Below are 26,359 nucleotides of genomic sequence, written 5' to 3'. Positions count from 1 at the left end.
GGTGCCGGGCCCTGCCGTGCCGCGCATCTCGCCGGATACAGTGCACAGCGTGTGGGCGGACGATCAGCAGCGGGAGTCGGGTGTCGAACGGCCCGACGGCCCCCGCCGCCGGGCCACGATCCACGATGTCGCGAAGCTGGCCGGAGTGTCACGGCAGACGGTCTCCCGGGCGGTCAACGACAAGGGCGAGATCGACCCGGCGACGAAGGAACGGGTGCTGGAGGCGGCGCGGCTGCTGGACTACCGGCCGAGCCGTTTCGCACGCGGCCTCGTGCAGAAGGGGACCGTGACGGCGGGGCTGGTGATCCCGGATCTGATGAATCCGTTCTTCCCCGAGGTGGCCGCCGGTGTGCTGGAGGCGGCCGAGCAGCGCGGCTGGCAGGTGGTGATGTGGGACTCCCGCATCGACGAGGCCCGGGAGCGCGACGCGCTCGATGCGCTGTCCCATCAGGCCGACGCGATCGTGGGCTACTTCCGGAGCCCGGAGGACGTGCTCGCCCGGCACCTCGGCGGCGTACCCCTGGTGCTGCTGGAACGCGGGCCGCAGCAGACCCGTTTCGCGGCCGTGGGCATCGACTCCGCCGCCGGTCTCGAACAGGGCATGGCGCATCTGGTCGCCGCGGGGCACCGCCGAATCGGCATGCTGGACGGTGTGCACGGCCCGGCCCTGCGCAGGCGGGCCTTCCTGGAGCTGGCGCGGCGGCACGGTCTGCCGGTCGACGACAGCTGGATCGCGCTGAGCCCGGAGCACAGCGTGGCCGGCGGTGAGGCAGGCATGGAGCGGCTGCTCGACGTCCGGCCCGACATCACGGCCGTCTTCGGTTTCAACGACCTGATCGCGGTCGGCGCCATGCGTGCCGCCCGACGGCGCGGCCGGCGGGTGCCCGACGACCTGGCCGTGATGGGCTTCGACGGACTGTCGCTGGGTGAGCTGGTGGAGCCCGCGCTGACCACCCTGCACATCGACAAACGGCGGCTGGGGCGGCTGGCGGTCGAGCAGGTCGCCCGGCTGCGCGCCGGTGAGGAACCGCTGCGGGGCGCCGAGGCGTGGGTGGTCCCGGAGCTGGTGGTGCGGGCCTCGGCCTGACGGCTCGGTGGGCAGGTAGCGCCTCAACGCCGGGCGCCCCCTTCGACCGAGGGCGCCCTGGACGTCGTACGGCTGTCTACAGCGCCTGGGCCGCCGGCTTCACCATCCCCCTCACCGTGCGGGACTTCACGAAGTCGCCCATGGCCGTCATCTCCCACTCGCCGGAGAACTGCTTGATCAGCTTGGCCATCATCACGCCCGTCTGCGCTTCGGCGTTGGTGAGGTCGAAGCGGACGAGCTCCTCGCCGGACGCGGCGTCGATCAGCCGGCAGTAGGCCTTGGCGACCTCGGTGAACTTCTGGCCGGAGAAGGAGTTGACCGTGAAGACGAGTCCGGTGACCTCCTGGGGCAGGCGCCCGAGGTCCACGGTGATGACCTCGTCGTCCCCGCCGCCCTCGCCGGTGAGGTTGTCGCCGGAGTGACGGATCGCGCCCTGCACGATCTGGAGCTTGCCGAAGTAGCAGCTGTCGATGTGGTTGCGCTGTGGGCCGTACGCGATGACGGAGGCGTCCAGGTCGATGTCCTTGCCGCGGTACGCCGGCTCCCAGCCGAGGCCCATCTTGACCGAGGAGAGCAGGGGGCGGCCGCCCTTGACGAGGGAGACCGTCTGGTTCTTCTGGAGGCTTACGCGGCCCTTGTCCAGGTTGATCTTTCCGGCGCCGGGGGCGGGCGGCGCGGGCGGGGCCGGGGGAGCGGCGGGTGCCTGGGGTGCCGGGGTGGACATGGGCGGGGCCGGCGGGGCGGCCGGGGGCTGCATCGTGGGCTGCGGCGGGGCCACGGGCGCGGCCGCGGCGGGGGCCGGTTCCTCGACCGTGACGCCGAAGTCGGTGGCGATGCCGGCCAGGCCGTTGGCGTAGCCCTGGCCGACGGCGCGGGCCTTCCAGGCGCCGTTGCGCAGGTAGACCTCGACGATCACCAGGGCCGTCTCGGTGCCGAGTTGCGGGGGCGTGAAGGAGGCCAGGACGCTGTTGTCGTCCGCGTTGCGGATGGTGGCCGTCGGTTCGATGCCCTGGAAGGTCTGGCCGGCGGCGTCGGGGCTGGCGGTGACGACGATCTTCTCGATGCCGGGGGGTACGGCCGAGGTGTCGACCACGATCGCGTCGGGGCTGCTGCCGCCGCCCGAGCGGTACGTCACGCCGGGGCCGGACGGTTGGTTGTAGAAGATGAAGTCGTCGTCGGAGCGCACCTTGCCGTCGGCGGTGAGCAGCAGGCCCGATACGTCGAGCCGCACCGGGGCGGCGACGTCCACCGTCACGCGCGCGGCGGAGAGAGGGATGTTCGAGCCGGGGGTCATAGCTGTCATGGTCCGTGAACGAGCGGGGGCGCTTTACCGTTCCCTTACCCACGGCCATTCGGCGGGGGCCGCGGATTTCGCCCCCGCCGCCCTTGCCCGTCCCGTCCTCCAGGGGCTCTGCCCCTTCGACCGCGCCCCCTGAGGGCTGCCGCCCCCAGACCCCCGCTGTCGGCCCGAACGGCCTCGTCCTCAAACGCCGGACGGGCTGGATTGCCCGGACCGGCATCGAGAGGGCTCGAACCCCGCTGGGCGGAAAACCCTACGGGACCACCACGATCTTCCGGCCCACCCCGGACGCGAACTGCTCCAGCGCCTGCGGGTACCGCTCCAGCGGGATCCGGTCGCTGATGAAGATCTCGGGGTCGAGGACGCCGTTCGCGAAGAGTTCCGCCGCGCGCTCGAAGCTGTGCAGGACGGCCATCGAACCCGTGATGGTGATCTCCTGGTTGTAGATGCGGTACGGGTCGATCGTGACGCGCGTCGCGTAGTCCGCGACCCCGAACTGCAGGAACGTACCCGCCTTGGCGACCCGGTCCAGGCCGTCCTGGATCGCCGCCGCGTTGCCGGTGGCGTCGACGACGAGGTCCCAGCCCTGGGGGCGGTCCAGCTCGTCCGGGTTGGCCGCGGAGGCCGAGACGCCGAGGCGGCGGGCCGTTTCCAGGCGGGCCGGGTTGATGTCCACCATGTCCACGCTGGCCGCCCCCGTCCGCTTGGCCAGCTCCAGCATCATCAGGCCCATCGTGCCCGAGCCGTAGATCAGGACGTGGGCGCCGAGGCGGGACTGCAGGACGTCGTAGCCGCGGACGGCGCAGGAGAGGGGTTCCACGAGGGCCGCGTCCTGGGTGCGGACGTGGTCGGGGAGCCGGACGCAGTTCGCGACCGGGGCCACGGCATAGCGCGCCGCGCCGCCCGCCGTCGTCACGCCGATCGCGGCCCAGCGTTCGCAGAGGTTGTTGTGGCCCGTACGGCAGTGGCGGCACTCGTAGCAGTACAACGACGGGTCGACCGCGACCCGGTCGCCCACCGACAGCTCCGTGACCTGGGTGCCCACCCCGACCACCTCGCCCGCGAACTCGTGCCCGGGGACGATGGGCAGCTTGGGCGCGAACTCGCCCTGCAGGATGTGCAGGTCCGTGCCGCACAGGCCGCAGGCCGCCACCTCGACGACGACCTCGCGCGGGCCGGGTGTCGGGTCGGGGACCTCCGTGACCACTGCCTTCCCGACGGACTCGATGACGGCGGCCTTCATTTCACGGCTCCCAACGACAGGCCCTGGACCAGCTTGTCCTGGGCGGCGAACCCCGCGGCGAGCACCGGCAGGGAGATGACGAGCGACGCGGCGCAGACCTTCGCCAGGAACAGGCCCTGGCTGGTGATGAAGCCGGTCAGGAAGACGGGGGCGGTCTCGGCGACCACGCCGGTCAGTACTCGGGCGAACAGCAGCTCGTTCCAGCTGAAGATGAAGCAGATCAGGGCCGTCGCGGCGATGCCCGGGAGGGCAATGGGGGCCACCACGCGCGTGAGGATCGTCGGCAGCTTCGCGCCGTCCACCCTTGCCGCCTCGATCACGGCGACCGGGATCTCGGCGAGGAAGGACTGCATCATCCACACCGCGATCGGCAGGTTCATGGAGGTGTAGAGGATGACCAGCAGCCAGATGTTGTCGAGCATGTCCGTGTTCTTCGCGAACAGGTACAGGGGCAGGAGGCCTGCCACGGCCGGCAGCATCTTCGTGGAGAGGAAGAAGAACAGGACGTCCGTCCACTTCTTCACCGGGCGGATCGACAGCGCGTACGCCGCCGGGAAGGCGAGGATCAGGACGAAGAGCGTCGATGCCACCGACGCCACCGTCGAGTTGATCAGCGCCGGCCAGGGGCTCGCGCCGCCGCCCGCGCCGAAGAACTCCCGGTAGCCGTCCAGCGTCAGCGACGCGGCGAAGGACGGCGGGTTGGTCGCCGCGTCCGTCTCGGAGTGGAAGGACGTCAGGGCCATCCACGCGATCGGCAGGAAGAACAGGATCCCGAGCAGCCAGGCCACCAGGCCGAGGCCCACTCCCTTGCGGCGGCTGCGAAGTCGTACGGCCACTGCACTCATGCGCGCGACACCTCCTCGCGGAACAGGGACGACACCACGCGCAGCGCGAAGGTCGCGATGATGATCGAGCCGATGACCACCAGGACGCCCGCGGCCGAGGCGAGGCCGTTCTCATGGGCCTGGTAGAAGCTCTGGTAGACGGTGTAGGGGAGGTTGGCGGTGCCCAGGCCGCCCGAGGTGATCGTGAAGACCGCGTCGAAGTTCTGGACGATGTAGATCGAGCCCAGCAGGGCGCCGAGTTCGAGGTAGCGGCGCAGGTGGGGGAGCGTCAGGTGGCGGAAGATCTGCCAGTCACTGGCGCCGTCGACCCGCGCCGCCTCGATCTGTTCGTGGTCGCGGCTCTGCAGGCCCGCCAGCAGGATCAGCATCATGAACGGCGTCCACTGCCAGACGAGGGAGGCTTCGACCGCGAGGAGCGGGGTGTTGGAGATCCAGTCCGGCTGTGGGCCGCCCACATAGTGCAACAACCCATTGAACAAGCCGTATTCGGGGTTGTAGAGCACATGCTTCCAGAGCAGGGCGGCCGCCACGGGCACCACCAGGAACGGGGCGATCAGCAGGGTGCGGACAACTCCGCGGCCCTTGAACTTCCGGTCCAGGAGCAGGGCCAGGATCAGCCCCAGCACCAGGCTCGCCAGCACCACCGCGACCGTCAGCAGCACGGTCGTCCACACCGAGTGGCGCAGGTCCGCGTCGGTGAGGACCTCCCGGTAGTTGTCGATACCGGTGAAGTGGCGGGCGTCCGGGTAGAGGGAGTTCCAGTCGAAGAAGGAGATCACCAGCGTGGCCACGAACGGCAGCTGGGTCACCACGACCATGAAGATCAGGGCGGGCAGCAAGGGTGCCCGGGTCGCCCACGCGCGCAGGCGGGCGGACGGTTGGCGGGTGGTGCGCACGGGTGTCGTGGCCACGGGGGCCGTTGTCGTCGTTGTCATCGCCCCTCGTACTCCTCGGAGATCTTCTCGGCGAGCTGCTGGGACTTCTTCAGGGCCGACTCGACGGACTGGCGCCCGGCGATTGCCGCGCTGATCTCCTGGGAGACCTTGGTGCCGAGGTCGGTGAACTCGGGGATGCCGACGAACTGGATGCCGGGCGCGGGGCGCGGCTGCACGCCGGGGTCGTTCGGGCGGGCGCCCTCGATGGCCTCCTTCGTCATCTCCTGGAAGGCGGCCGCCTCCTCGCGGTAGGCCGGGTTGGCGTACGTGGAGGCGCGCTTGCCGGCCGGGACGTTGGACCAGCCGATCTCGTCGCCCACCAGCTGCTCGTACTGCTTGCTGGACGCCCAGGACACGAACTTCCAGGCGTTGTCGGGGTTGCGGGACGCCTGCTGGATGCCCCAGGCCCAGGTGTAGAGCCAGCCGGAGGACTCCGTCCTGTCCACGGGCGCGGGTGCGTAGCCGAGCTTGCCCTTGACCGGGGACTTCGCCGCCTCCAGGGAACCGGCCGCGGAGGTGGCGTCGTACCACATGGCGACCTTGCCCTGGGTCATGTTGTTCAGGCACTCGGCGAAGCCGGACTGGGCCGCTCCCGACTCACCGTGCTCGCGGACCAGGTCGACATAGAACTTCGTCGCCTTCTCCCACTCGGGAGAGTCCAGTTGTGCCTTCCAGTTCTTGTCGAACCAGGTGCCGCCGAAGGTGTTCACGACGGTGGTGAGCGGGGCCATCACCTCGCCCCAGCCCGGCAGACCGCGCAGACAGATGCCCTTCATGCCCGGCTCGGCGCCGTCCACCTTCGCCGCGATGGCCGCCACCTGCTGCCAGGTGGGCTGCGCGGGCATCGTCAGGCCCTCCTTCTCGAGCACGTCCTTGCGGTACATCAGGAAGGACGACTCGCCGTAGAAGGGCTGGCCGTAGAGCTTGCCGTCGTCGCCGGTGAGGGACTGGCGCATCGGCTTGAGGACGTCCGGCTCGTCGTAGGCAGGGTCCTTGGCTACGTAGGAGTTCATCTCCTTCAGCCAGCCGTTGCGGGCGTAGATGGGTATCTCGTAGTTGGAGAGGGTGGCGACGTCGTACTGGCCGGCCTGGTTGGCGAAGTCCTGGCTGATCTTGTCGCGGACGTCGTTCTCGGGCAGGACGGTGAAGTTGACCTTGATGCCGGTCTCCTTGGTGAAGGCCGGGGCCAGCTTCTGCAACTCGGTCATCTGGGGGTTGTTGACCATGAGGACGTTGATCGAGTTGCCGCCCGACCCCGCCCCGCCGGCTCCGACCCAGCAGCCGGAGAGCAGCGGGGCGAGCAGCGTCCCTGCGGCGGCCATGGCGAGCGTGGCTCGCGGTGGCCTCCGTCGGCTCTGGGTTCGCATGGATCGCTCCTGGACGTAAAAGAGGGGACGTATGGGGAGATAAGTGGTGCCGTGAGGCGTGAAAATGCCCTGTGGGGAAGTGAGTTGGAATTTCAGCGTGAGTTGGGATTGTCAGACGCGGATGACCTGGGGTCCCCGCAGGGAGTAGCGGTGGGCCTCGGCGGCGGGGAGCAGGGTGCTCGTGACGATCGTCTCCAGTGCGCCGATGTCGGCGAACCGGCAGAAGCTGACCGCCCCGAACTTGGTGTGCACGCCCGCGAACACCGTGCGGCGCGAGGCCCGGATCGCCTGTGCCTTGACCTCGCTGACGGCCGGGTCGGGGGTGGTCAGGCCGTGTTCGCGGGAGATGCCGTTGGCGCCGATGAACGCCAGGTCGATGACGAAGCCGGCCAGCATCTTCGTCGTCCAGTGGTCGACGGTGGCGAGGGTGCCGGACCGCACCCGGCCGCCGAGCAGCAGCACGGAGACGTGCTCCGTCTCGGCGAGCGCGCCCGCGACCGGCAGGGACGCGGTGACCACGGTCAGCGGCCGGTCGGTGGGCAGGGCCTCGGCGATGAGCTGCGGGGTGAAGCCCTCGTCGACGAAGACGGTCTCGGCGTCCCCGAGCAGCTCGGCCGCGGCGGCCGCGATCCTGCGCTTCTCGGGGACGTGGCTGGTGGCGCGGAAGGCGAGCGTCGTCTCGAAGCCGGCGCTCTCCACGGGGTAGGCGCCGCCATGGGTACGCCGGAGGAGGCCGTGGTCCTCCAGGACGCGCAGATCGCGCCGTACCGTCTCCTTGGCCACGCCCAGCTCGGCGGCGAGCGCGGTGACGTCGACCGAGCCGTCGCGCCGTGCGGCCAGCACGATCTCGCGCTGGCGTTCTTCCGCCGTCCTCGTGCTCATGCCGACCCTTGCCTTCCGCCTTGCTGCCCGTTCGGGCCCGGTGAGGCCCATGGGGGAAGTTCTACAGCGGGTGTTCGGCACTGACCAGCTCTGTTGCAGGTTCGATGCTGCCCGTGTGTGCCCGTTCACCGTGTGGTGTGCCCGTCTCGGACCTGCACGGTTGTGGTGGGGCGCGTGAGATCGGGCGCACCTGGTGCCCGAATACGGCGGCGGGCGGGCCCGTTCGGTGCCCGCCCGCCCTCTTGCAGCGAAATGTTTCGGTCAGTACGGCCAGATCGGCGGGTCGCTGACGAAGTGGCCGCCCAGGTAGGCGTGCGCGATGTTCTCCGGGTCGAGCTCGCCCTGCTCGGCGATCAGCTTCTCGGCGTACGGCTCGGAGTCGTCCTGCGGCTCGTAGCCGAGGGAACGGGCGCTGGTCAGGTCCCACCACAGGCGGGTGTTCGCCGAGGAGCCGTGGACGACCGTGTGCTCGACGTCCTCGGCGGTCAGGGCCGCGTGGAAGAGGCGGGCGCCGTCGGCGGGGCTCATCCACACCGAGAGCATCCGGACGCTGGTCGGCTCGGGGAAGCACGAGCCGATGCGCACGGACACCGTCTCCAGGCCGTGCTTGTCCCAGTAGAACTGCGCCAGGTCCTCGCCGAAGGACTTGGACAGGCCGTAGAAGGTGTCCGGGCGGCGCGGGGTGTCGATGGGGATCAGTGCGCTCGGCTCGTGCGGCGCGGTGCCCTCGGGGCGGGGCGTGAAGCCCACCGCGTGGTTGGAGGAGGCGAAGACGATGCGTCCGACGCCCTCCTCGCGGGCGGCCTCGTACAGGTTGTACGTGCCCTCGATGTTCGCCCGGAGAATCTTCTCGAACGGGGCTTCCAGGGAGATGCCCGCGAGGTGGATGATCGCGTCGACGCCCCGCACGGCCTCGCGCAGTGCCTCCTGGTCCGCGAGGTCGGCGACGATCGCGTCCGGCTCGCCCTCGATGGGCCGCAGATCCAGGAGCCGCAGCTCGTAGCCGTACGCCGGGAGCAGGTCCCGCATCAGGGTGCCGAGTCCGCCGGCGGCGCCGGTGAGCAGGACGGTGCGGGGGGCTGGCATCCTCGGTTCTCCTTGAGTCCAGGGCCGTATGCATGCACGGTATTCACACTCATGGACAAGTTAAGGATCATCGACCTTGCCCGTCAAGGGTGGTGCGTCATGCGTTCATAAACGTAAACTCTGATCAGAATCCCGCATGCGACCGTCCCGTTCCTGTGCAGCCGTCCTCGTTACGTCCTCGTTCTAGGGAGAGCCCGTGACGCCAGCCCCCCTTGCCGCACGCCTCAGCGTCCCCGGCGGGCCGTTGTTCTTCCCCGTCACCGCCTACGGCCCCGACGGCTCGGTCGACCTCGACACGTACCGCACCCATGTCCGCCGGGGTGTGGAGGCCGGTGCGGCCGCCGTGTTCGCGTGCTGCGGTACCGGGGAGTTCCACGCGCTCACGCCCGAGGAGTACGAGGCGTGCGTGCGGGTGGCCGTCGAGGCGGCGGCGGGACGTGTGCCGGTCGTCGCGGGCGCCGGATACGGCACCGCCCTCGCCGTTCGGTACGCGCGGCTCGCCGAAGGGGCCGGGGCGGACGGGCTGCTCGCCATGCCGCCGTATCTCGTCCTCGCCGGGCAGGAGGGGCTGCTGCGGCACTACGGGGAGATCGCGGCGGCGACCGCGCTCCCCGTCATCGTCTACCAGCGCGACAACGCCGTGTTCACCCCGGACACCGTCGTCGAACTGGCCCGCACGGACGGCGTGATCGGGCTCAAGGACGGGCTCGGCGATCTGGACCTCATGCAGCGGATCGTGAGCGCCGTACGCACCGAGGTCCCCGGCGACTTCCTCTACTTCAACGGCCTGCCGACCGCCGAACAGACCCAGCTCGCCTACCGGGCCATCGGCGTCACGCTCTACTCCTCCGCCGTGTTCTGCTTCGCCCCGGAGATCGCCCTCGCCTTCTACGACGCGCTCGAGGCCGGCGACGACGCGACCGTGGGCCGCCTCCTGGACGGCTTCTACCGTCCCTTCGTCGAACTGCGCGCCCAGGGCCGCGGATACGCCGTCGCCCTCGTCAAGGCGGGCGTACGGCTGCGCGGGCTGGACGTGGGGGAGGTCCGGCCGCCGCTGCACGAGCCGAGCGAGGATCATGTCAAGCAGCTCGCCGAGGTGATCGAGCGCGGCCACGTGCTGCTGGAGAAGGAGCCGGAGGACACCAAGTGAAGGCGTCGGCATTCGTCTACCCCTGGGACGTCAACGGCGACCCGGAGGCACCCGCGAGGATCGCCGCCCTCGGCGTTCAACAGGTGACGCTCGCCTCCGCGTACCACTCCACCCGAGCCCTCACCCCCCGCCATCCCCGCCATCGCATCGTCACCGCCGAACACGCGGCCGTGCTCTACCCGGCGGACGACCGGTGGAAGGGCCGGGAGCTGCGCCCGTATCCGGCCGGGGACTGGGCACCCGGCGACGCCTTCGGCGAGGCGGCCGAAGCGCTGGCGAGCGCGGGTCCGGAGGTGCACACCTGGGTGGTCCTCGCGCACAACTCCCGCCTGGGCGCCGAGCATCCGGACACCTCGGTCGTCAACGCCTACGGCGACCGCTACCCGTGGGCCCCGTGCATCGCCCAGCCCGCCACGCGCGCGTACCTCGTCGACCTGGCCGCCGAGGCCGCCGTACGGCCAGGGGCGCGCGGCACCGAGCTGGAGTCCCTCGGCTGGTACGGGTTGCAGCATCTGCACGCCCACGACAAGACCGGCGGGGTGCCGCTCGGGGACGCCGGGTCGTACCTGATGGCGCTCTGCTTCTGCCCGACGTGCAAGGAGGGCTACGGCGCCCAGGGCCTGGACGCCGACGAGCTGGCGGCAGCCGTACGCACCGCCCTGGAGCCGTTGTGGCGGGGAGCGGCGGACGACGGGAACTGGTCCGGTGTCGAGAAGCTGCTCGGCCCGCAGACCGCGGCGGCCACGCGCGCGTGGCGTGACGAGACCGCCCGCACGCTCCAGGAGTCGGCCGTCCGGGCGGTGCGCCGGGCCGCTCCCGAAGGCTTCCAGGTGCTCCTGCACGCCGACCCGGTGACCCATCACGTCGGCGCGAACGCCGGCGTCGACCCCGAGCACATCCTGTCCGTCGCGGACGGCGTCGTCGTGCCGTGCGCGGGCGGCCCCGGCCTGCTGACGCCTTTCGCCGAGCAGGGCCGTGACGCCGCGGTCGTTGCCGCCAACTTCGGTGTGGTCTCCCGGATGGGCGGCAGCCCGGGCACGCTGGCGTCGGACACGGCACGCGCGCGTGAGCTGGGGGCCACCGAGATCCGGCTCTATCACGCGGGGTTGGCGTCCGACGGCGACCTGGCGGCGGTACGGGAGGCGCTCGCCGCCCTCTGAAGCAGCGGCAGTGCGGTCAGCAGCCACGCCGGGCCGAGCATCGCCAACAGCAGCCGCACGTCGAGCAGTTCGACCAGCGCCGCACCCACCGCCAGTCCGACGACGGTCGGTGTGAAGACGAGCGAGTTGGCCGTGGCGGCCGTACGGCCGAGCAGCGCGTCCGGCGTCTCGCGCTGCACGGCGGTGAGCGCGGCGATCAGCACACAGGGCAGCCCCGCGCCGGCCGCCGCGCTGCAGGCCAGGGCCACCGGGTCGGACGGGATCGCCCGCAGTCCGGCCGCGGTGGCCGTCAGGGCGATGCCGTACGCGGCGAAACGGCGTTCGCCGAGTCGGCGCAGCAGGGGGCCGGACAGCAGCCCGATCGCGACCGAACCGGCACCCTGGACGGCGTACAGCACACCGGCGTAGGCGGGGTCGTGCCCGAGGCCGTCGATGACGGCGTAGATCGTCGACCCGCTGAGCCCGGCGAACAGCATGGTGGTGCCGCCGGCCAGGACCAGGGGGCGCAGCCGGGGGTGCGCCCACAGGAAGCGGGCGCCCTCGGCGGTCTGCGTCCGCCAGCCACCGGGCGCCGGCTCGGGCCTGCTCTCACGCACGCGCAGGCACGCGTACAGACCGGTCGCGACCACGAACGTCACGGCGTCGAGCAGGGCGACGCTCGCGCCGCCGTACGCCGCGTAGACGCCCGCGCCGGCCGGCGGGGCGAGCAGCTTCATGCCCTCGGAGGCCGTCATGCGCAGCCCGTTGAAGTCGCCGAGCAGGGACGCGGGCACGGCGCTCGCGACGAGGGCGGACTCGGCGGCGTCGTGGACGACCCCTGCGGCGCCGTAGACGAACAGGACCGCGAACACCAGCCAGACCCGGTCCGCCGAGTCGACCGCGAACAGGGTGGGCAGCAGCGCGGCCAGGAGCAGGTTCACGCCGATCAGCAGGGGCTTGCGGCGGGTGCGGTCGGCGAGCGTGCCGAGGAGCGGGCCGGCCAGGGTGGGCGCCCACATGGCGAGCATGCACAGCGCGGCCAGGCCGTCGGAGCCGGTGAGGTCCTTGACCCATACGCCGGAGACCAGCCACAACGCGGAGGTGCCGAACCCGGAGATCACGACTCCGGCGAGATACAGACCGGAGTTGCGGTCGCGCAGGACCCGGGGGAGTGGCCAAGTGGTGGTGGTCGTCATGTCGGGCCACTGTGCGGCTAAGGCGGGGGCGCGGGGATCGGGGAGGTGCCCTAGAAGGCGCCTTCCTTGCGGCGTGCGCTCTGGGGGAGCACGCCCGGCCGAGCCGACCGGCCGACCCGGTGATGAGTTTTCGCGCCCCCGCCCGTCACACCTACGACGGGACACGACGAGGCGGAAGGATGACGTGATGAGTGCGGACACGCTGCTGGAGGAGCTGGGTGTGAGCGGGCTGGGCGAGATCGACGAGCCGACGTTCTCGGGGCTGGCAGAGCGGCACCGGCGGGAGCTGCATGTGCACTGCTACCGGATGCTCGGGTCGTTCGAGGACGCCGAGGACACCGTGCAGGAGACGTTCCTCCGTGCCTGGCGGCGGCGGGAGACCTTCGAGGGCCGGTCGACGTTCCGGGCCTGGCTGTACCGGATCGCCACCAACGCCTGTCTGGACCTGCTCGCCAAGTGCCGCCCGGAGCCCGCGACCGGCGGCGAGGTGCTGTGGCTGCAGCCCTACCCGGACCGGCTGCTCGACGAGCTGCCCGCGGGCGGCGCGGACGAGCCGGAGGCCGTCGCCGTCGCGCGGGAGACGATCGAGCTGGCGTACGTGGTCGCCGTCCAGCACCTCGCGCCGCGCCCGCGGGCCGTACTGATCCTGCGAGACGTGCTCGGCTGGCCGGCGAAGGACGTCGCGGAGCTCCTCGGGGACTCCGTCAACTCCGTGAACAGCGCGCTGCAGCGGGCCCGCGCCGGCATGCGGGAGCACCTGCCCGCCGAGCGGCAGGACTGGACCGGCGGCGAACAGGACGCCGTGACGCGCGAGCTGGTGCGCCGCTACACCGACGCCAGCGTGGCCACGGACGTCGGCAGGATCGCCACACTGCTGCGGGACGACGTCCGCTGCTCGATGCCGCCCACGCCGGGCCTGTTCGTCGGCCGCGACGCGGTGGTGAAGGACTGGGTCGAGAGCGGCTTCGAGGGCATGAAGGGCCTGCGTACCGTCCCCACCTCCGTGAACCGGCAGCCCGCCGTCGCCTTCTACCTCTGGGAGAAGCCGCAGGGCGCGTACCTGCCGCTGACGATCGACGTCCTGCGCGTCACCGGCGGCGCGATCACCGAGATCGTCACGTTCCACGCCGACCGCTTCCCGCGGCTCGGTCTGCCGGAGCGCCTGCCGGCGGACGGCACGGAGTAGTCCCGGGGCTCACCTCAGCGCCAGGACGGTCACATGCCCGGTACCGACGAATGGAGGAACGACATGAACGGCATGGATGACATGGGGGTGGTCGCGGGCACGGCACCGGGCCGGGCCGGTCACACCCGCCGACTCCGCGGGCTCGCCGGCACCGGCCTCACCGCCACGCTCGCGGCGATGGTGGCCACCACCCTCGCCGCGGCGCTCGCCAACACCGCCGGCGTCGACTTCGAGGTCCCTGATGGTGGCGAGACGATCCCGTTGTCCGGGTTCGCCGTGGTGACCGGCTTCTTCTCGGCCGTGGGCGTGGTCATCGCCGTCGCTCTGCTCCGTTGGAGCGTGCGCCCCGCCGGGCGATTCGTGTGGACGGCAGTGTCGCTGACCGCGATCTCGTTGGTCCCGCCCCTTCTCTCCGGGGCGAACACCGCCACCACCGCCGCCCTCCTCGGGCTCCATCTCGTCCCTGCGGCGGTGATGATCCCCACCCTGGCGCGGAGCCTCCGCGCCCGGACCGGTTGACGATCCCGCAACAGAACAATGCACGTTCCTTTTCGCGGGCAATTCGAGGGGGAGAAAGCCCGGTCCGCGGACCGAGGCGGCTCGGCGGGAATCCGTCGGAAGCTGTCGATTCAGCCTCTGGGGCGGTCGAGGACCTGGTCATAGCGTGGTGCGCGTCCAAGTCATTCGTGGGAAAAGGCACTTCGCATGCAGTACATCGCGCCCATCGGCGTCGGACTTCTCTACGCCCTTCTGATGTCCCTCATCCGGGAACCGCACCGGCGGCGTTTCAACGCGGTCATGGTCGCCGGAGCGGGCGCCGCCTATCTGAGCGGTGGCGGCCTCGGCGGCTGGGAATTCGCGTTCACCGCGGTGCTCACCTACGTCGCTTATCGCGGCCTGGACTCCTGGACCTTCATCGGCGTCGCCTGGCTGCTGCACACCGTGTGGGACGTCGTCCACCACATCAAGGGAAACCCGATCATCCCCTTCGCCCACACCTCCTCACTGGGGTGTGCGATCTGTGACCCGGTGATCGCACTGTGGTGCTTCGCGGGCGGGAAGACGCCGAAGGAACTGGCGGCGTGGGTGCGGGGGGCCAGGGGACGGGGGGCGGAGCCGGAAGCCGGCCTGTCCGGTGCATAGGACAGGTCGGACCGGGGCCCGGGCCGTCGGCACCGGATCCCCTCCCCATCGGCGATGACTTTCGCCGCCCGGGCCGGTCCACCTTTCAGGAACAGATCCGTGAGGAGCCCGCCCATGACCGACCCGACCATCGACCTCGCACCGCAGACCCGCGTCGTCGCGCGTCTCGCCGAGGCCGTCACCGACGAGCAGCTCTCGGCGCCGACGCCCTGCCCCGAGATGGCTGTGCGCAATCTGCTGGGCCACCTGCTCGGCCTGTCCGTCGCCTTCCGCGACGCCGCCCGCAAGGACCTGGGCGCCACGACCGACACCGACCCGGGCTCCGTGGTCCCGGACGTCGGCCCGGGCTGGCGCGAGGAGCTGCCCAAGGTGCTCGACGAGCTGGGCGAGGTGTGGCGCGCCCCGGACGCGTGGACCGGCATGACCCGCGCGGGCGGCATCGACCTGCCCGGTGCCGTCGCCGGCGCGGTGGCCGTGGACGAGCTGGTGATCCACGCCTGGGACCTGGCCCGCGCGACCGGCCAGGACTACGCCCCCGACCCCGCCGCGTTGCAGGCGTCGCACGACTTCCTCCTCGCCTCCGTCGACGACCCCGGTCGAGGCAGCATCTTCGGCCCCGTGGTACCGGTCCCCGCCGGTGCACCGCTGCTGGACCGGGCGGTCGGGCTGAGCGGACGGGACCCGGGCTGGGGGAGGGATCGCTGACCTGGGGAGTTTCCCTTAACCAAGCTGGTGCTCAACCCGGTGCCGCAGGTACTCGTCGGAGTGGGTGCGCGCGATGTGCACCGCCTGGGCGACCAGGTCGTGCAGGCCGGCGGGGTAGTGGCGCGGGTTCAGGGGGAGTCCGGGGAGTATGCAGCGGCGCACGTCCAGGTCGTCGTTGCTCACGAACTCGCGCAGCGTGGCCTCGTGCCACGTGGCACGGAGGTCGGCCACGGCTTCGAACTCCGCCTTGCTCTCGGGCGTCGGCACCCGCGTCTGCCCGCCGCGGAACCTCAGCGGCGCCTGTGCCCAGTACCAGGCGCGGGCCGCCCCGGCACGCTCGTGGTCGGTTCCCGTCCGCACATACTCGATCAAGGCGGTCTGCACCCGCCGGCGACCGAACACGGTCACAGCAGGCTCGACGAACAGCCGATTGTGGCTGGGGTCGGGGTCGAGGACGGCCGTGCGCAGGAGCGGGTCGAAGAGCAGCTCGGGCAGCGTTTCCACGGTGCGCAGGGCACGCCGGAACGCCATCCGTGCCTCCCCCTGCCACTCCCGGTCGCGCGGCACCCGGTCGGGGAGGTCGACACCGGCCAGTCGGGCCAGCTCGGCCAGTTGCAGACGGAACGCCGATGTCCGGTCCTGCGGCCGGCCGGGAAGCGGTGCGAACGTCATCGGCGGTGTCCTCCCTGAGGTGTTGTCGGAGCAGCGTAGGCCCGCGGCCCCAACTTCCTTTGTCAGAAGCGTTGACGAATCATGCGCGCCCTCCTACCTTCATCGCGTCGTACTTCGTACGTCATATATGAGACGCGATACGTGAGATCCGATACGCGAGACCCGGCCCTGGGCCCCGCGAAGATCCGAGAGGCGCGCATGACCTCTGTGCCCACGCCGATCCCCTCCCGCACGCAGTTCGTGCTGGAGGAGATCAAACGCCGCATCCTCACCGGGCAGTTGACGCCCGGTCAGGCCCTGGTCGAGACCGAGCTCGCCGCGCAGTTCGGGGTGTCGAAGACCCCGGTGCGCGAGGCGCTCAAGACGCTGGCCGGGACCGGACTGGTCGTGATGAACCAGTACAAGGGCGTCACGGTGCGCATGGTGGACGCGGACATGGCGCGCGAGGTCTACGACGTACGGCTGCTGCTGGAGCCCGAGGCGCTGAAGCGGGCCGTCAGGCGCGGCGCCTCCCTCGACGCCGCCCGTGACGCGCTGACCCGCGCCGACGCGGCCGGCGACACCGCCGAACGCTCCCTCGCCAACCGGGAGTTCCACCGCGCCCTCTACCTGCCGTGCGGCAACCCGCTGCTCGGCCGGATGCTCGACGAGGTACGGGACCAGGCCGCCCTCGTCTCAGCGGTCGCCTGGGCCGCCTCCCCCTCCTGGGAGCGGGAGGCCGGCGAGCACCGCGACATCCTGCGGCTGGCCCTCGACGGGGACGCGGACGGCGCCGCGCGTGCCCTGCACGTCCACATCGCGTCGTTCGTGCGACGGGCCTTCCCGGACGCGGGAGTCGAGGCCCAGGGAGAGGACGGTCCGGCATGACCACGACGTTCGAGCCCCAGCGGACGGCCCTGGCCGACGTGGTGGCGATCCCGGTGACCCCGTTCGCCGAGGACGGCCGCGTCGACCAGGACGCCCACCGAGCCCTGCTGCGTCGCCTGCTCGACGGGGGCGTCACCACCCTCACCCCCAACGGCAACACCGGCGAGTTCTACGCCCTCACCCCCGAAGAGCGCGGCCTCGTCAACGAGTTGACCATCGAGGAGGCGGGCGACCGCGCCGCCGTCCTGGTCGGCGTCGGCCACGACGTACCCACCGCCATCGCCTCCGCCCGGCACGCCCGCGAGCTCGGCGCCCGGATGGTGATGGTCCACCAGCCGGTCCACCCGTACGTATCCCAGAGCGGCTGGGTCGACTACCACCGCGCGATCGCCGCCGCCGTGCCCGAGCTGGGCGTCGTCCCGTACATCCGCAACGCCCAGCTCAGCGGCGCGCGCCTCGCCGAACTCGCCGACGACTGCCCGAACGTCATCGGCGTGAAGTACGCCGTCCCGGACGCCGCCAAGTTCGCGGCCTTCGCCCGCGACGCAGGCCTCGAGCGCTTCGTGTGGGTCGCCGGTCTCGCCGAGCCGTACGCGCCCTCGTACTTCTCCGCGGGCGCCACCGGCTTCACCTCCGGGCTCGTGAACGTCGCCCCCGCCGTCTCCATGAACATGATCGAAGCGCTGCGGGCCGGGGACTACCCGGGCGCGATGAAGGTCTGGGAGCAGATCCGCCGCTTCGAGGAACTGCGCGCCGCGAACGGCTCCGCCAACAACGTCACCGTCGTCAAGGAGGCCCTCGCCTCCCTCGGCCTGTGCCGCCGCGATGTCCGCCCGCCCAGCAGGGAACTGCCCGAGGGCGAGCGCGCCGAGGTCGCCGCCATCGCCGCCGGGTGGTCGATATGACCGGCAGGAAGCGCCCCGAGGAACTCAGAAGCCATCAGTGGTACGGCGCCGAGGGCCAGCTGCGCACCTGGTCGCACAACGCCCGCATGCGCCAGCTGGGATACGAGGCGGAGGAGTACCGGGGCCGTCCGGTGATCGCCGTCCTCAACACCTGGTCCGACATCAACCCCTGCCACGTCCATCTGCGCGAACGCGCCGAGGCGGTCAAGCGGGGGGTGTGGCAGGCCGGGGGCTTCCCGCTCGAGTTCCCGGTCGCCACGCTCTCGGAGACGTACCAGAAGCCGACCCCGATGCTCTACCGCAACCTGCTCGCGATGGAGACGGAGGAGCTGCTGCGGTCGTACCCGATCGACGCGGCCGTACTGCTCGGGGGCTGCGACAAGTCGACGCCGGCGCTGCTCATGGGCGCGGCCTCGGCCGACGTACCGTCGATCTTCGTGCCCGCGGGGCCCATGCTGCCGGGGCACTGGCGCGGTGAGACCCTTGGGTCCGGTACCGACATGTGGAAGTACTGGGACGAACACCGCGCGGGCAACCTGACGGACTGCGAACTCCGGGAGCTCCAGGGTGGGTTGGCGCGTTCGCCGGGTCACTGCATGACCATGGGGACCGCGTCCACGATGACCGCGGCGGCGGAAGCCCTCGGCATGACGCTGCCGGGTGCCTCCTCGATCCCGGCCGTCGACTCCGGGCACGAGCGCATGGCCGCCGCCTCCGGGCGCCGCGCCGTGGAGCTCGCGTGGACCGGGCTCAAGCCGTCCGGGATTCTCACCCGCGAGGCCTTCGAGGACGCCGTCACCACGGTGCTCGGGCTCGGCGGCTCCACCAACGCGGTCATCCATCTGATCGCGATGGCGGGACGCTCCCAAGTCCCCCTCACCCTCGACGACTTCGACCGCATCGCCCGTACCGTGCCGGTCCTCGCCAACGTCCGTCCCGGCGGACGGACGTACCTGATGGAGGACTTCTACTTCGCCGGCGGCCTGCCCGCCTTCCTCTCCCGGATCACCGACCTGCTGCACCTGGACCGGACGACGGTCAGCGGCACTCTGCGGGAGCAGCTCCAAGGCGCCGTCGTGCACGACGACGACGTCATCCGCACCCGCGGGAATCCGGTCGCCGGCGAGGGCGGCGTCGCCGTGCTGCGTGGCAACCTCTGCCCGGACGGCGCCGTCATCAAGCACATCTCGGCCGAGCGGCACCTGCTCAAGCACACCGGTTCCGCCGTCGTATTCGACGACTACAGGACGATGCAGCGGACCATCAACGACCCGTCGCTGAACATCACCGCCGACAGCGTGCTGGTGCTCCGCAACGCCGGGCCCAAGGGCGGTCCGGGCATGCCCGAGTACGGCATGCTGCCGATCCCCGACCACCTGCTGAAGCAGGGCGTACGGGACATGGTGCGGATCTCCGACGCCCGGATGAGCGGCACGAGTTACGGCGCGTGCGTGCTGCACGTGGCGCCGGAGTCGTACGTCGGCGGCCCGCTGGCCCTGGTCCGGACAGGGGACACCATCACCCTGGACGTCGAGGCTCGCATGCTCCAACTCAACGTGGACGACGACGAGTTGGAACGCCGTCGGGCCGAGTGGACACCGCAGCCCGCGCGCTACGAGCGCGGCTACGGCGCGCTCTACAACGAACAGATCACCCAGGCCGACACCGGCTGCGACTTCGAGTTCCTCGCGCGGCCCGGCAAGGTGCGGGACCCGTACGCGGGCTGAACCACCCTCGACACACAGTCTCGCTTGGCCGAAATACCGAACGATGATCGGTAAGCGCTTCACCGAGTAAGGCTTCACCGAGTAAGGCTTCACCGAGTACGGCTTCACCGAGAACGGAGAACTGTCATGGCCCAAGCCGCAGCCGTGGCGAAACCGCCCGCGCCACCCCGGCGGCGCCGTGCCTCCGCCACCCCGCGCAGGCTCCCGTATCTGCTGATCGCCCCGGCGGCCCTGCTCATGCTGGGCTTCATCGCCTACCCGGTGATCAGCGTCTTCTACTACAGCCTGCAGGAGTACAACCCCACCAAGCCATGGCGGAACGGCTTCACGGGCTTCGACAACTTCGTCCACGCCTTCACCGCGGACCCGCTGTTCTGGGACACGCTGGTCTTCAGCGCCAAGTGGGTGTTCGTCGAGGTCGGGCTGCAGCTGCTGTTCGGGCTCGCGCTCGCGCTGATCGTCAACCAGACGTTCGCGGGCCGGGCGCTCGGCCGAGCGCTCGTGTTCTCGCCGTGGGCCGTCTCCGGGGTGCTGACCTCGGCGATCTGGGTGCTGCTCTACAACTCCCAGACGGGCATCACCCGTTACCTCGCGGACGTCGGCATCGGCTCCTACGGCACCAGCTGGCTGTCGGACACCTCCACCGTGTTCCCGGCGGCGGTCGTCGCCGACCTGTGGCGCGGGGTGCCCTTCTTCGCGATCCTCATCCTCGCCGACCTCCAGTCCGTCTCCAAGGACCTGTACGAGGCCGCCGAGGTCGACGGGGCCGGCCGGATCAAGCAGTTCTGGCACATCACACTGCCCCACCTCAAGGACGCGATCGTCCTGTCCACGCTGCTGCGCGCGGTGTGGGAGTTCAACAACGTCGACCTGCTCTACACGCTGACGGGCGGCGGCCCGGCGGGCGTGACCACGACCCTGCCGCTCTACATCGCCAACACCAGCGTCGACGCGCACAACTTCGGCTACGCGTCGGCCCTGACCACCGTCGCGTTCGTGATCCTGCTCTTCTGCTCGATGGTCTATCTGCGGCTGAGCAAGTTCGGAGGTGAGGACAAGTGAGCGTCAAGGAAGCCACCCAGGTCGCGCCCGCGCCCCTGCGGGCCGCCCCCGAACCGCCCCGTCCGAGGAAGAAGCACCGCGCCTACGACGAGGTCCCGCGCTGGCAGATCTACCTGCCGCTGTCGATCTACCTGGTCTTCACCCTGATCCCCTTCTACTGGATCCTGCTGTTCTCCCTGCGCCCGGCCGGCTCGACCTCGCTCGTGCCGTGGCCGATGACCTTCGACCACTTCGAGAAGGTCTGGACGGAGCGGAGCTTCGGCACCTACTTCCAGAACAGCGTGCTCGTCGGCGTGGTCACCCTGCTGATGACGACCCTGGTGGCGCTGGCCGGCGGCTATGCCCTCGCACGCTTCAACTTCAGGATCAAGCGGGCCTTCATGCTGGCCCTGCTCTGCTCCCAGTTCGTGCCGGGCGCGCTGCTCCTGGTGCCGCTGTTCGAGATCTTCGCCGAGCTGCAGATGATCAACTCGCTGGGCAGCGTCATCATCGCGGAGACGGTGTTCCAGCTGCCGCTGTCGATGATCCTGATCAGCAACTTCATCAAGAACGTGCCGTACTCCCTGGAGGAGGCCGCCTGGGTCGACGGCTGCAACCGGATGACCGCCTTCAGGATCGTCGTCCTGCCGCTGCTGCGGCCCGGTCTGATCGCCGTCGGCTCCTTCGCCTTCGTGCACTCCTGGAACCACTTCCTGTTCGCCCTGATGTTCCTCAACAACCAGGAGAAGCAGACGATCCCGGTGGGACTGAACACGTTGATGGGCGCGGACAGCGTGGACCTGGGGGCGCTTGCCGCCGGCGGGATCATCGCGGCTGTGCCGGTGGTGATCGTGTTCGCGTTCATTCAGAAGTGGCTGATCACCGGGTTCAGCGCGGGGGCGGTGAAGGGATGAGACTTCGTCATATCGCGTTGGCCACCGCGTTGTTGGGGGTTCTGTGCGTTCCTGCGTACGCCGACGCCTCTGGAAATGCCGCGATGGGTCGTCTGGCGACTGCTGCGCCGTCGGGGCTGGTCGCGCCCCGCGGCGGAGCCGCACATCGATACAGCCCCGCGCCCCTTGAGGGCGCTGCCGCAGACATCTCTCTCGGTGACATCAGCCGCGACACACTACCCGCAAACGACGGCTGGGCCGCGGCCGACGGCGGTACCACGGGGGGTGCCACCGCCGACGACGCCCACGTCTTCACCGTACGCAACCGAAGTGAGCTCGTCCGCGCCCTCGACGGCGGCAGTGCCACCCCGAAGATCATCAAAATCGCCGGCACCATCGACGCCAACACCGACGACGACGGCGACCACCTGGACTGCGCCGACTACGCCACCGACGGCTACGGCACCGGCAAGTACCTGGCCGCCTACGACCCCCGCACCTGGGGCTCCGCCAAGCCCAGCGGCCCGCAGGAGGAGGCCCGCCAGGCCTCGGCGGCGAAGCAGGCCGAGCGGGTCGAGCTGGCCGTCGGCTCCAACACCACCATCGTCGGACTCGGCGACAGCGCGGTCCTCAAAGGCGCCGGCCTCCAGCTCCGGGACGTGCACAACGTCATCGTCCGCAATCTCGAACTGCGCGACGCCTACGACTGCTTCCCCGTCTGGCAGCCCAACACCGGCGGCCTCGGCGACTGGAAGACGGCGTACGACAACATCTGGCTGCGCGGCGCCACCCATGTGTGGATCGATCACGTGACCCTCAGCGACAAGGGTCACCCGGACGAGCGGGAGCCCACCTACTTCGGCCGCAACCACCTCCGCCACGACGGCCTGCTGGACATCACCAACGCCTCCGACCTGGTCACCGTCTCCTGGAGTCGGTTCGCCGACCACGACAAGGCGATCCTCATCGGCAACGGCGACACGGCCACCGCCGACCGCGGCAAGCTCCGGGTCACCCTGCACCACAACGAGTTCGAGTCCGTCGTCCAGCGAGCGCCCCGCGTCCGCTTCGGCCAGGTGCACCTCTACAACAACCGGTACGTCGTCCCGGCCGACGCCCACGACTACCGCTACTCCGTCGGAGTGTCGACCGAGTCGGCGATCCACGCCGAGAACAACGTCTTCCACACCCCCGGCCACATCGAGGTCGCCGACCTGGTCAAGAGCTGGAACGGCACCGCCCTCCACCAGTCCGGCACCCTCTTCAACGGCTATCCGGTGGATCTCCTGGCCATCCACAACGCCTACAACTCCGGCAGCGAGCGCGATCTCACGGCCGACGTCGGCTGGACACCTACCCTGCACACAAAGATCGACAGCGCCGCCTCGGCCGACCGAGCGGTGGCACGCGGCGCGGGCGCAGGGAGGATCCCATGAGCACTGCCGTACCCATCGTGCTGGCGGGCGCGCGCGGCCACGGCCGCTGGCACCTCGACAACATCCGCCGGCTCCAGGACAAGGGGATCGTGCGGCTGGCGGGGATCTGCGAGCTCACCCCGCTGAGCGAGGAGGAGCTTCCCCAGGGGCTCGTCACGCCCTCGGGCGCGCCCGAACAGTCCGCCGACTTCGGCGCCCTCCTCGACTCCACCGGCGCCCGGATCGCCGTGATCTGCACGCCGATCCCGACCCATACCGACCTCGCCCTGACGGCGGCCCGGCGTGGCGTGCACATCCTGCTGGAGAAGCCGCCCGCCCCGTCGTACGCCGAGTTCCGGCGCATGGCCGACGGGGTCGCCGAGGCCGGCGTCGCCTGCCAGATCGGCTTCCAGTCGCTGGGCTCGCACGCGGTGCCGGCGATCCGGACGCTGATGGCCGAGGGCGCGATCGGTGCGATCGCCGGGATCGGCGGGGCCGGCGCCTGGGCGCGTCCGGAGGCTTACTACCGGCGGGCGCCCTGGGCGGGCAGGCGCAGGCTGCACGGCGTCGACGTCATCGACGGGGTGCTCACCAACCCCCTCGCGCACGCCGTCGCCACCGCGCTCGCGCTGAGCGGGACGGTGCACGCCGAGGACGTCACCGCCATCGAGACCGAACTGCTGCGCGCCAACGACATCGAGTCCGACGACACCTCGTGCGTCCGCGTCACCACTGCACGGGACTGCCCGGTCGTCGTCGGTGCCACCCTGTGCGCCGAGGACCCCGACGAGCCGTACGTCGTCGTCCACGGCGACCAGGGCCGGATCACCTTCTGGTACAAGCAGGACCGCGTCCTGCTCCAGCGCGCAGGCCACGGCCCCGAGGAGTACGAGTACGGCCGCACGGACCTGCTGGAGAACCTCGTCGAGCACGTCACCGACGGCACCGGCCTGCTGGTCACACCCGATGCGACCGGCGCTTTCATGAAGGTCGTTGAAGCGATTCGACTGGCCCCGGACCCGGCCCCGCTGCCGGACGAGGCCTGGCGGCTGCTCCCCGACGAGCAGCGCCGTGTCGTGCCCGGCATCGACGGCCTCGTCGCGGCCGCCGCCGACACCCTCGCCCTCTACTCCGAGCTGGGCGCCGCCTGGGCGCTCCCGGCGAGAACGAAAGAGGTGAGCACCTGATGACCCCCCATGACACCGCGGTGCTGCGCGTCGCGGGCCGCCCGGTCAGCCGGTACGTCACCCGGCCCGAACTGCCGGCCCGGCTCGCCCCGCGCCCGTACCTGCACCCCGTCACCACGCCGGCCGGCACGGTGGTCACCGAGCTGAGCCCCGGCGACCACGCACACCACCTCGGCGTCGGTGTCGCCGTTCCCGACGTCGAGGGGGCCAACTTCTGGGGCGGACGCACCTACGTCCGCGACCGGGGCCCGACCGAACTGGACAACCACGGCGCCCAGCGGCACTCCGCCTTCCAGCTGCGCGACCCCGACGGCTTCGTCGAGGAACTGCGCTGGGTGGCGGCAGGGGCCGAGCTGCTGCGCGAGCGCCGTACCGTCGCGGCCACCGAACTCACCGCATCCGCCTGGGCGTTGGACTTCACCTTCTCCCTGACCAACGTCACCTCCGGCCCGCTGTCCATCGGCAGCCCCGCCACCAACGGGCGCCCGGGCGCGGCTTACGGCGGCTTCTTCTGGCGGGCCCGCAAGGAGTCCTCGGCGCCCGACGTGTTCACCATCGACCGCGAGGGCGAGCAGGAGATCCACGGCAGCCGCGCCCCCTGGGTGGCGCTAGCGGGCACCACCTGGACCCTGATCTTCGCCGGCGCCACCGAACGGACCCGCCTGGACCCGTGGTTCGTACGCGCCCAGGAGTACCCCGGCGTCGGCTCCTCCCTCGCCGCCGAGGAACGGCTTCCGATCCCGCCCGGCGAGACCGCCGTACGCCGGATCGTGACCGTGGTCGCCGACGGACGCGTCAGCCGGCTCGAAGCGGCGTCCCTGGTCCGGAAGGCGGTGAGCCCGTGACGACCGGGACCTACACGAACCCCGTCCTGAACGCCGACTGGTCCGACCCGGACGTCGTCCGCGTCGGCGACGCCTTCTACCTCACCGCCTCCAGCTTCGGCCGCGCCCCGGGCCTGCCCCTCCTCCACTCCCGCGACCTGGTCAACTGGACCCTGGTCGGCCATGCCCTGGAACGCCTGGAACCAGCAGGGGAGTTCACCTCGCCGCGCCACGACTGCGGCGTCTGGGCCCCCTCCCTCCGCCATCACGACGACCGCTTCTGGATCTTCTGGGGCGACCCCGACCAGGGCATCTTCCAGGTCAACGCCCCCGAGATCCACGGCCCCTGGACCCGCCCGCACCTGGTGAAGCCGGGCAAGGGCCTGATCGACCCCTGCCCCCTCTGGGACGAGGAGACCGGCGACACCTACCTCGTGCACGCCTGGGCCAAGTCCCGCTCCGGCGTCAAGAACCGCCTCACCGGCCACCGGATGCACCCCGACGGCACCGAACTCCTCGACGACGGCAAGCTGATCGTCGACGGCGACCGCATACCCGGCTGGTTCACCCTCGAAGGCCCCAAGCTCTACAAGCACGACGGCTGGTTCTGGATCCTCGCCCCCGCCGGGGGAGTGGAGACCGGCTGGCAGGGTGCCTTCCGCTCACGCGAGTTCTTCGGGCCGTACGAGGAGAAGATCGTCCTCGAACAGAAGGACACCGACGTCAACGGACCGCACCAGGGCGGCTGGGTGCGCACCCCGTCCGGTGAGGACTGGTTCCTGCACTTCCAGCAGCGGGGCGCCTACGGCAGGGTCGTCCACCTCCAGCCGATGCGCTGGAGTGCCGACGGCTGGCCGGTGCCGGGCCGGGACGGCGCACCCGTCGCCGTACACCGCAGACCCGATCTGCCACCGCAGCCGCCCGCCGCGCCCGCCACGGACGACGACTTCCCCGGCGGACGCTTCGGCCGCCAGTGGTCGTGGACCGCCAACCCTCCCCCACTCTCGGCTTCGCTCGAGCGGGGGGACCCCCATGCCGGCTGGGCCACCCAGCACTCCGGCGACGGGCTGAGACTCGCCTGCGTCCGTACGGCCGACGCCCACGATCTGCGCAGACTGCCGCACATCCTCACCCAGCGACTGCCCGGCATGCCGTGTGCGGTCGAGGTCGAACTGCGGCTGGACAGCGTGGAGCCGGGGGCACGGGCAGGGCTCGCGGTGCTCGGGGACGCGTTCTGCTGGATCGGGCTGCAGCGCGGCGCGGACGGGGCGGTCCATGTCGTGCACCGGTTCGCCGAGGCCGTGGCGGAGCGGGAACGGGACGCCGCACACGTGCGGCTCGCGCCACAGGGGCGGGTGCGGCTGCGGATCGAGATCGGGGCCGGGGCGCGCTGCCGGTTCTTCCACGACGTCGGCGATGGCCTCCGAGCTTCGGGGCCGGTGTTCGCCGCCACGCCCTGGCGCTGGGTCGGCGCCCTGCTCGGCCTGTTCGGCCTCGCGCCCGAAGGCCAGGGACACGCCGGCGCGGCAACCTTCTCGCACTTCAGGATCGACTCCTTGTAACG

At 70.9% G+C, this 26,359-nt stretch carries 25 protein-coding genes; 16 read left to right on the top strand and 9 right to left on the bottom strand.

Annotated features, from left to right (window positions below):
• Positions 1–49 precede the first annotated feature (49 nt).
• The gene (locus tag ACZ7M7_RS00710; RefSeq protein ID WP_472111534.1) at positions 50–1,087 is read left to right on the top strand and encodes a LacI family DNA-binding transcriptional regulator; all 1,038 of its coding nucleotides are present in this window, start codon (positions 50–52) and stop codon (positions 1,085–1,087) included.
• A 76-nt stretch (positions 1,088–1,163) separates the two neighbouring features.
• On the opposite strand, the gene ACZ7M7_RS00705 is transcribed toward ACZ7M7_RS00710, so the two are convergent.
• The 7 genes from ACZ7M7_RS00705 to ACZ7M7_RS00675 form a co-directional block, all read right to left on the bottom strand.
• Complete coding sequence (locus tag ACZ7M7_RS00705; protein WP_472111532.1) at positions 1,164–2,381, bottom strand: TerD family protein; 1,218 nt, start codon at positions 2,379–2,381, stop codon at positions 1,164–1,166.
• 259 nt (positions 2,382–2,640) lie between these two features.
• Positions 2,641–3,630: a zinc-dependent alcohol dehydrogenase family protein gene (locus ACZ7M7_RS00700; RefSeq protein ID WP_383597212.1), complete on the bottom strand. Its 990-nt coding sequence runs from the start codon at positions 3,628–3,630 to the stop codon at positions 2,641–2,643.
• Positions 3,627–4,475: a carbohydrate ABC transporter permease gene (locus ACZ7M7_RS00695; protein WP_451168028.1), complete on the bottom strand. Its 849-nt coding sequence runs from the start codon at positions 4,473–4,475 to the stop codon at positions 3,627–3,629. Before ACZ7M7_RS00695 ends, ACZ7M7_RS00700 begins: the two co-directional genes overlap by 4 nt.
• Positions 4,472–5,410 carry a carbohydrate ABC transporter permease gene (locus ACZ7M7_RS00690; protein WP_383597218.1) on the bottom strand — a complete coding sequence of 313 codons (939 nt, stop codon included), beginning with the start codon at positions 5,408–5,410 and terminating at the stop codon, positions 4,472–4,474. Before ACZ7M7_RS00690 ends, ACZ7M7_RS00695 begins: the two co-directional genes overlap by 4 nt.
• On the bottom strand, positions 5,407–6,777 hold the full coding sequence (locus ACZ7M7_RS00685; RefSeq protein ID WP_472111529.1) for an ABC transporter substrate-binding protein: 1,371 nt from the start codon (positions 6,775–6,777) through the stop codon (positions 5,407–5,409). Before ACZ7M7_RS00685 ends, ACZ7M7_RS00690 begins: the two co-directional genes overlap by 4 nt.
• Before the next feature lie 111 nt (positions 6,778–6,888).
• Positions 6,889–7,659, bottom strand: coding sequence for a DeoR/GlpR family DNA-binding transcription regulator (locus ACZ7M7_RS00680; RefSeq protein ID WP_328882455.1), 771 nt, complete (start codon positions 7,657–7,659; stop codon positions 6,889–6,891).
• A gap of 261 nt (positions 7,660–7,920) precedes the next feature.
• Positions 7,921–8,745, bottom strand: coding sequence for an NAD-dependent epimerase/dehydratase family protein (locus ACZ7M7_RS00675; protein ID WP_472111527.1), 825 nt, complete (start codon positions 8,743–8,745; stop codon positions 7,921–7,923).
• A gap of 196 nt (positions 8,746–8,941) precedes the next feature.
• On the opposite strand from ACZ7M7_RS00675, the gene ACZ7M7_RS00670 reads away from it, so the two are divergent.
• A complete protein-coding gene (locus ACZ7M7_RS00670; protein WP_472111525.1) occupies positions 8,942–9,895 on the top strand; it encodes a 5-dehydro-4-deoxyglucarate dehydratase in 954 nt (317 codons plus the stop codon).
• A complete protein-coding gene (locus ACZ7M7_RS00665) occupies positions 9,892–11,055 on the top strand; it encodes a hypothetical protein (protein ID WP_472111523.1) in 1,164 nt (387 codons plus the stop codon). The genes ACZ7M7_RS00670 and ACZ7M7_RS00665 overlap by 4 nt, the downstream gene beginning before the upstream one ends.
• Here ACZ7M7_RS00665 and ACZ7M7_RS00660 read toward each other — a convergent pair.
• Complete coding sequence (locus ACZ7M7_RS00660; protein ID WP_472111521.1) at positions 10,992–12,230, bottom strand: MFS transporter; 1,239 nt, start codon at positions 12,228–12,230, stop codon at positions 10,992–10,994. The genes ACZ7M7_RS00665 and ACZ7M7_RS00660 overlap by 64 nt on opposite strands.
• Positions 12,231–12,417: 187 nt before the next feature.
• On the opposite strand from ACZ7M7_RS00660, the gene ACZ7M7_RS00655 reads away from it, so the two are divergent.
• From ACZ7M7_RS00655 to ACZ7M7_RS00640, 4 genes are all read left to right on the top strand, one after another.
• Entirely contained in the window at positions 12,418–13,416 is a 999-nt protein-coding gene (locus ACZ7M7_RS00655; protein ID WP_383623539.1) for an RNA polymerase subunit sigma-70, read from the top strand.
• 63 nt (positions 13,417–13,479) lie between these two features.
• Positions 13,480–13,935: a DUF6069 family protein gene (locus ACZ7M7_RS00650; RefSeq protein ID WP_472111519.1), complete on the top strand. Its 456-nt coding sequence runs from the start codon at positions 13,480–13,482 to the stop codon at positions 13,933–13,935.
• 186 nt (positions 13,936–14,121) lie between these two features.
• Complete coding sequence (locus ACZ7M7_RS00645; RefSeq protein WP_472111517.1) at positions 14,122–14,559, top strand: DUF6010 family protein; 438 nt, start codon at positions 14,122–14,124, stop codon at positions 14,557–14,559.
• Positions 14,560–14,673: 114 nt separating this feature from the next.
• Complete coding sequence (locus ACZ7M7_RS00640) at positions 14,674–15,264, top strand: TIGR03086 family metal-binding protein (protein ID WP_383597243.1); 591 nt, start codon at positions 14,674–14,676, stop codon at positions 15,262–15,264.
• A 15-nt stretch (positions 15,265–15,279) separates the two neighbouring features.
• Here ACZ7M7_RS00640 and ACZ7M7_RS00635 read toward each other — a convergent pair whose 3' ends face one another.
• Positions 15,280–15,936 (bottom strand): hypothetical protein, encoded by a 657-nt coding sequence (locus ACZ7M7_RS00635; protein WP_383597246.1) that lies wholly within the window; start codon positions 15,934–15,936, stop codon positions 15,280–15,282.
• Positions 15,937–16,134: 198 nt separating this feature from the next.
• Here ACZ7M7_RS00635 and ACZ7M7_RS00630 point away from each other — a divergent pair, with 198 nt between their 5' ends.
• From ACZ7M7_RS00630 to ACZ7M7_RS00590, 9 genes are all read left to right on the top strand, one after another.
• Positions 16,135–16,803, top strand: a complete 669-nt coding sequence (locus tag ACZ7M7_RS00630; RefSeq protein ID WP_472111515.1) for a GntR family transcriptional regulator — start codon at positions 16,135–16,137, stop codon at positions 16,801–16,803.
• A complete protein-coding gene (locus ACZ7M7_RS00625) occupies positions 16,800–17,708 on the top strand; it encodes a dihydrodipicolinate synthase family protein (RefSeq protein WP_472111513.1) in 909 nt (302 codons plus the stop codon). Before ACZ7M7_RS00630 ends, ACZ7M7_RS00625 begins: the two co-directional genes overlap by 4 nt.
• On the top strand, positions 17,705–19,435 hold the full coding sequence (gene araD, locus ACZ7M7_RS00620) for an L-arabinonate dehydratase (RefSeq protein ID WP_472111511.1): 1,731 nt from the start codon (positions 17,705–17,707) through the stop codon (positions 19,433–19,435). Before ACZ7M7_RS00625 ends, araD begins: the two co-directional genes overlap by 4 nt.
• A 126-nt stretch (positions 19,436–19,561) precedes the next feature.
• Complete coding sequence (locus tag ACZ7M7_RS00615; protein WP_369270244.1) at positions 19,562–20,497, top strand: carbohydrate ABC transporter permease; 936 nt, start codon at positions 19,562–19,564, stop codon at positions 20,495–20,497.
• Positions 20,494–21,390, top strand: a complete 897-nt coding sequence (locus ACZ7M7_RS00610; protein WP_383597258.1) for a carbohydrate ABC transporter permease — start codon at positions 20,494–20,496, stop codon at positions 21,388–21,390. The genes ACZ7M7_RS00615 and ACZ7M7_RS00610 overlap by 4 nt, the downstream gene beginning before the upstream one ends.
• A gap of 83 nt (positions 21,391–21,473) precedes the next feature.
• Positions 21,474–22,805: a pectate lyase family protein gene (locus tag ACZ7M7_RS00605; RefSeq protein WP_472111508.1), complete on the top strand. Its 1,332-nt coding sequence runs from the start codon at positions 21,474–21,476 to the stop codon at positions 22,803–22,805.
• On the top strand, positions 22,802–23,971 hold the full coding sequence (locus ACZ7M7_RS00600; RefSeq protein WP_472111506.1) for a Gfo/Idh/MocA family protein: 1,170 nt from the start codon (positions 22,802–22,804) through the stop codon (positions 23,969–23,971). The genes ACZ7M7_RS00605 and ACZ7M7_RS00600 overlap by 4 nt, the downstream gene beginning before the upstream one ends.
• Positions 23,971–24,816, top strand: a complete 846-nt coding sequence (locus tag ACZ7M7_RS00595; RefSeq protein WP_472111504.1) for a DUF6807 domain-containing protein — start codon at positions 23,971–23,973, stop codon at positions 24,814–24,816. Before ACZ7M7_RS00600 ends, ACZ7M7_RS00595 begins: the two co-directional genes overlap by 1 nt.
• Entirely contained in the window at positions 24,813–26,357 is a 1,545-nt protein-coding gene (locus ACZ7M7_RS00590) for a glycoside hydrolase family 43 protein (RefSeq protein WP_472111502.1), read from the top strand. The genes ACZ7M7_RS00595 and ACZ7M7_RS00590 overlap by 4 nt, the downstream gene beginning before the upstream one ends.
• Positions 26,358–26,359: the final 2 nt, after the last annotated feature.

It is taken from the genome of Streptomyces sp. NPDC111606, from assembly GCF_055656945.1.
The sequence above is the reverse complement of the archived record's forward strand: the minus strand, read 5'-3'. Positions and strand labels throughout refer to the sequence as shown.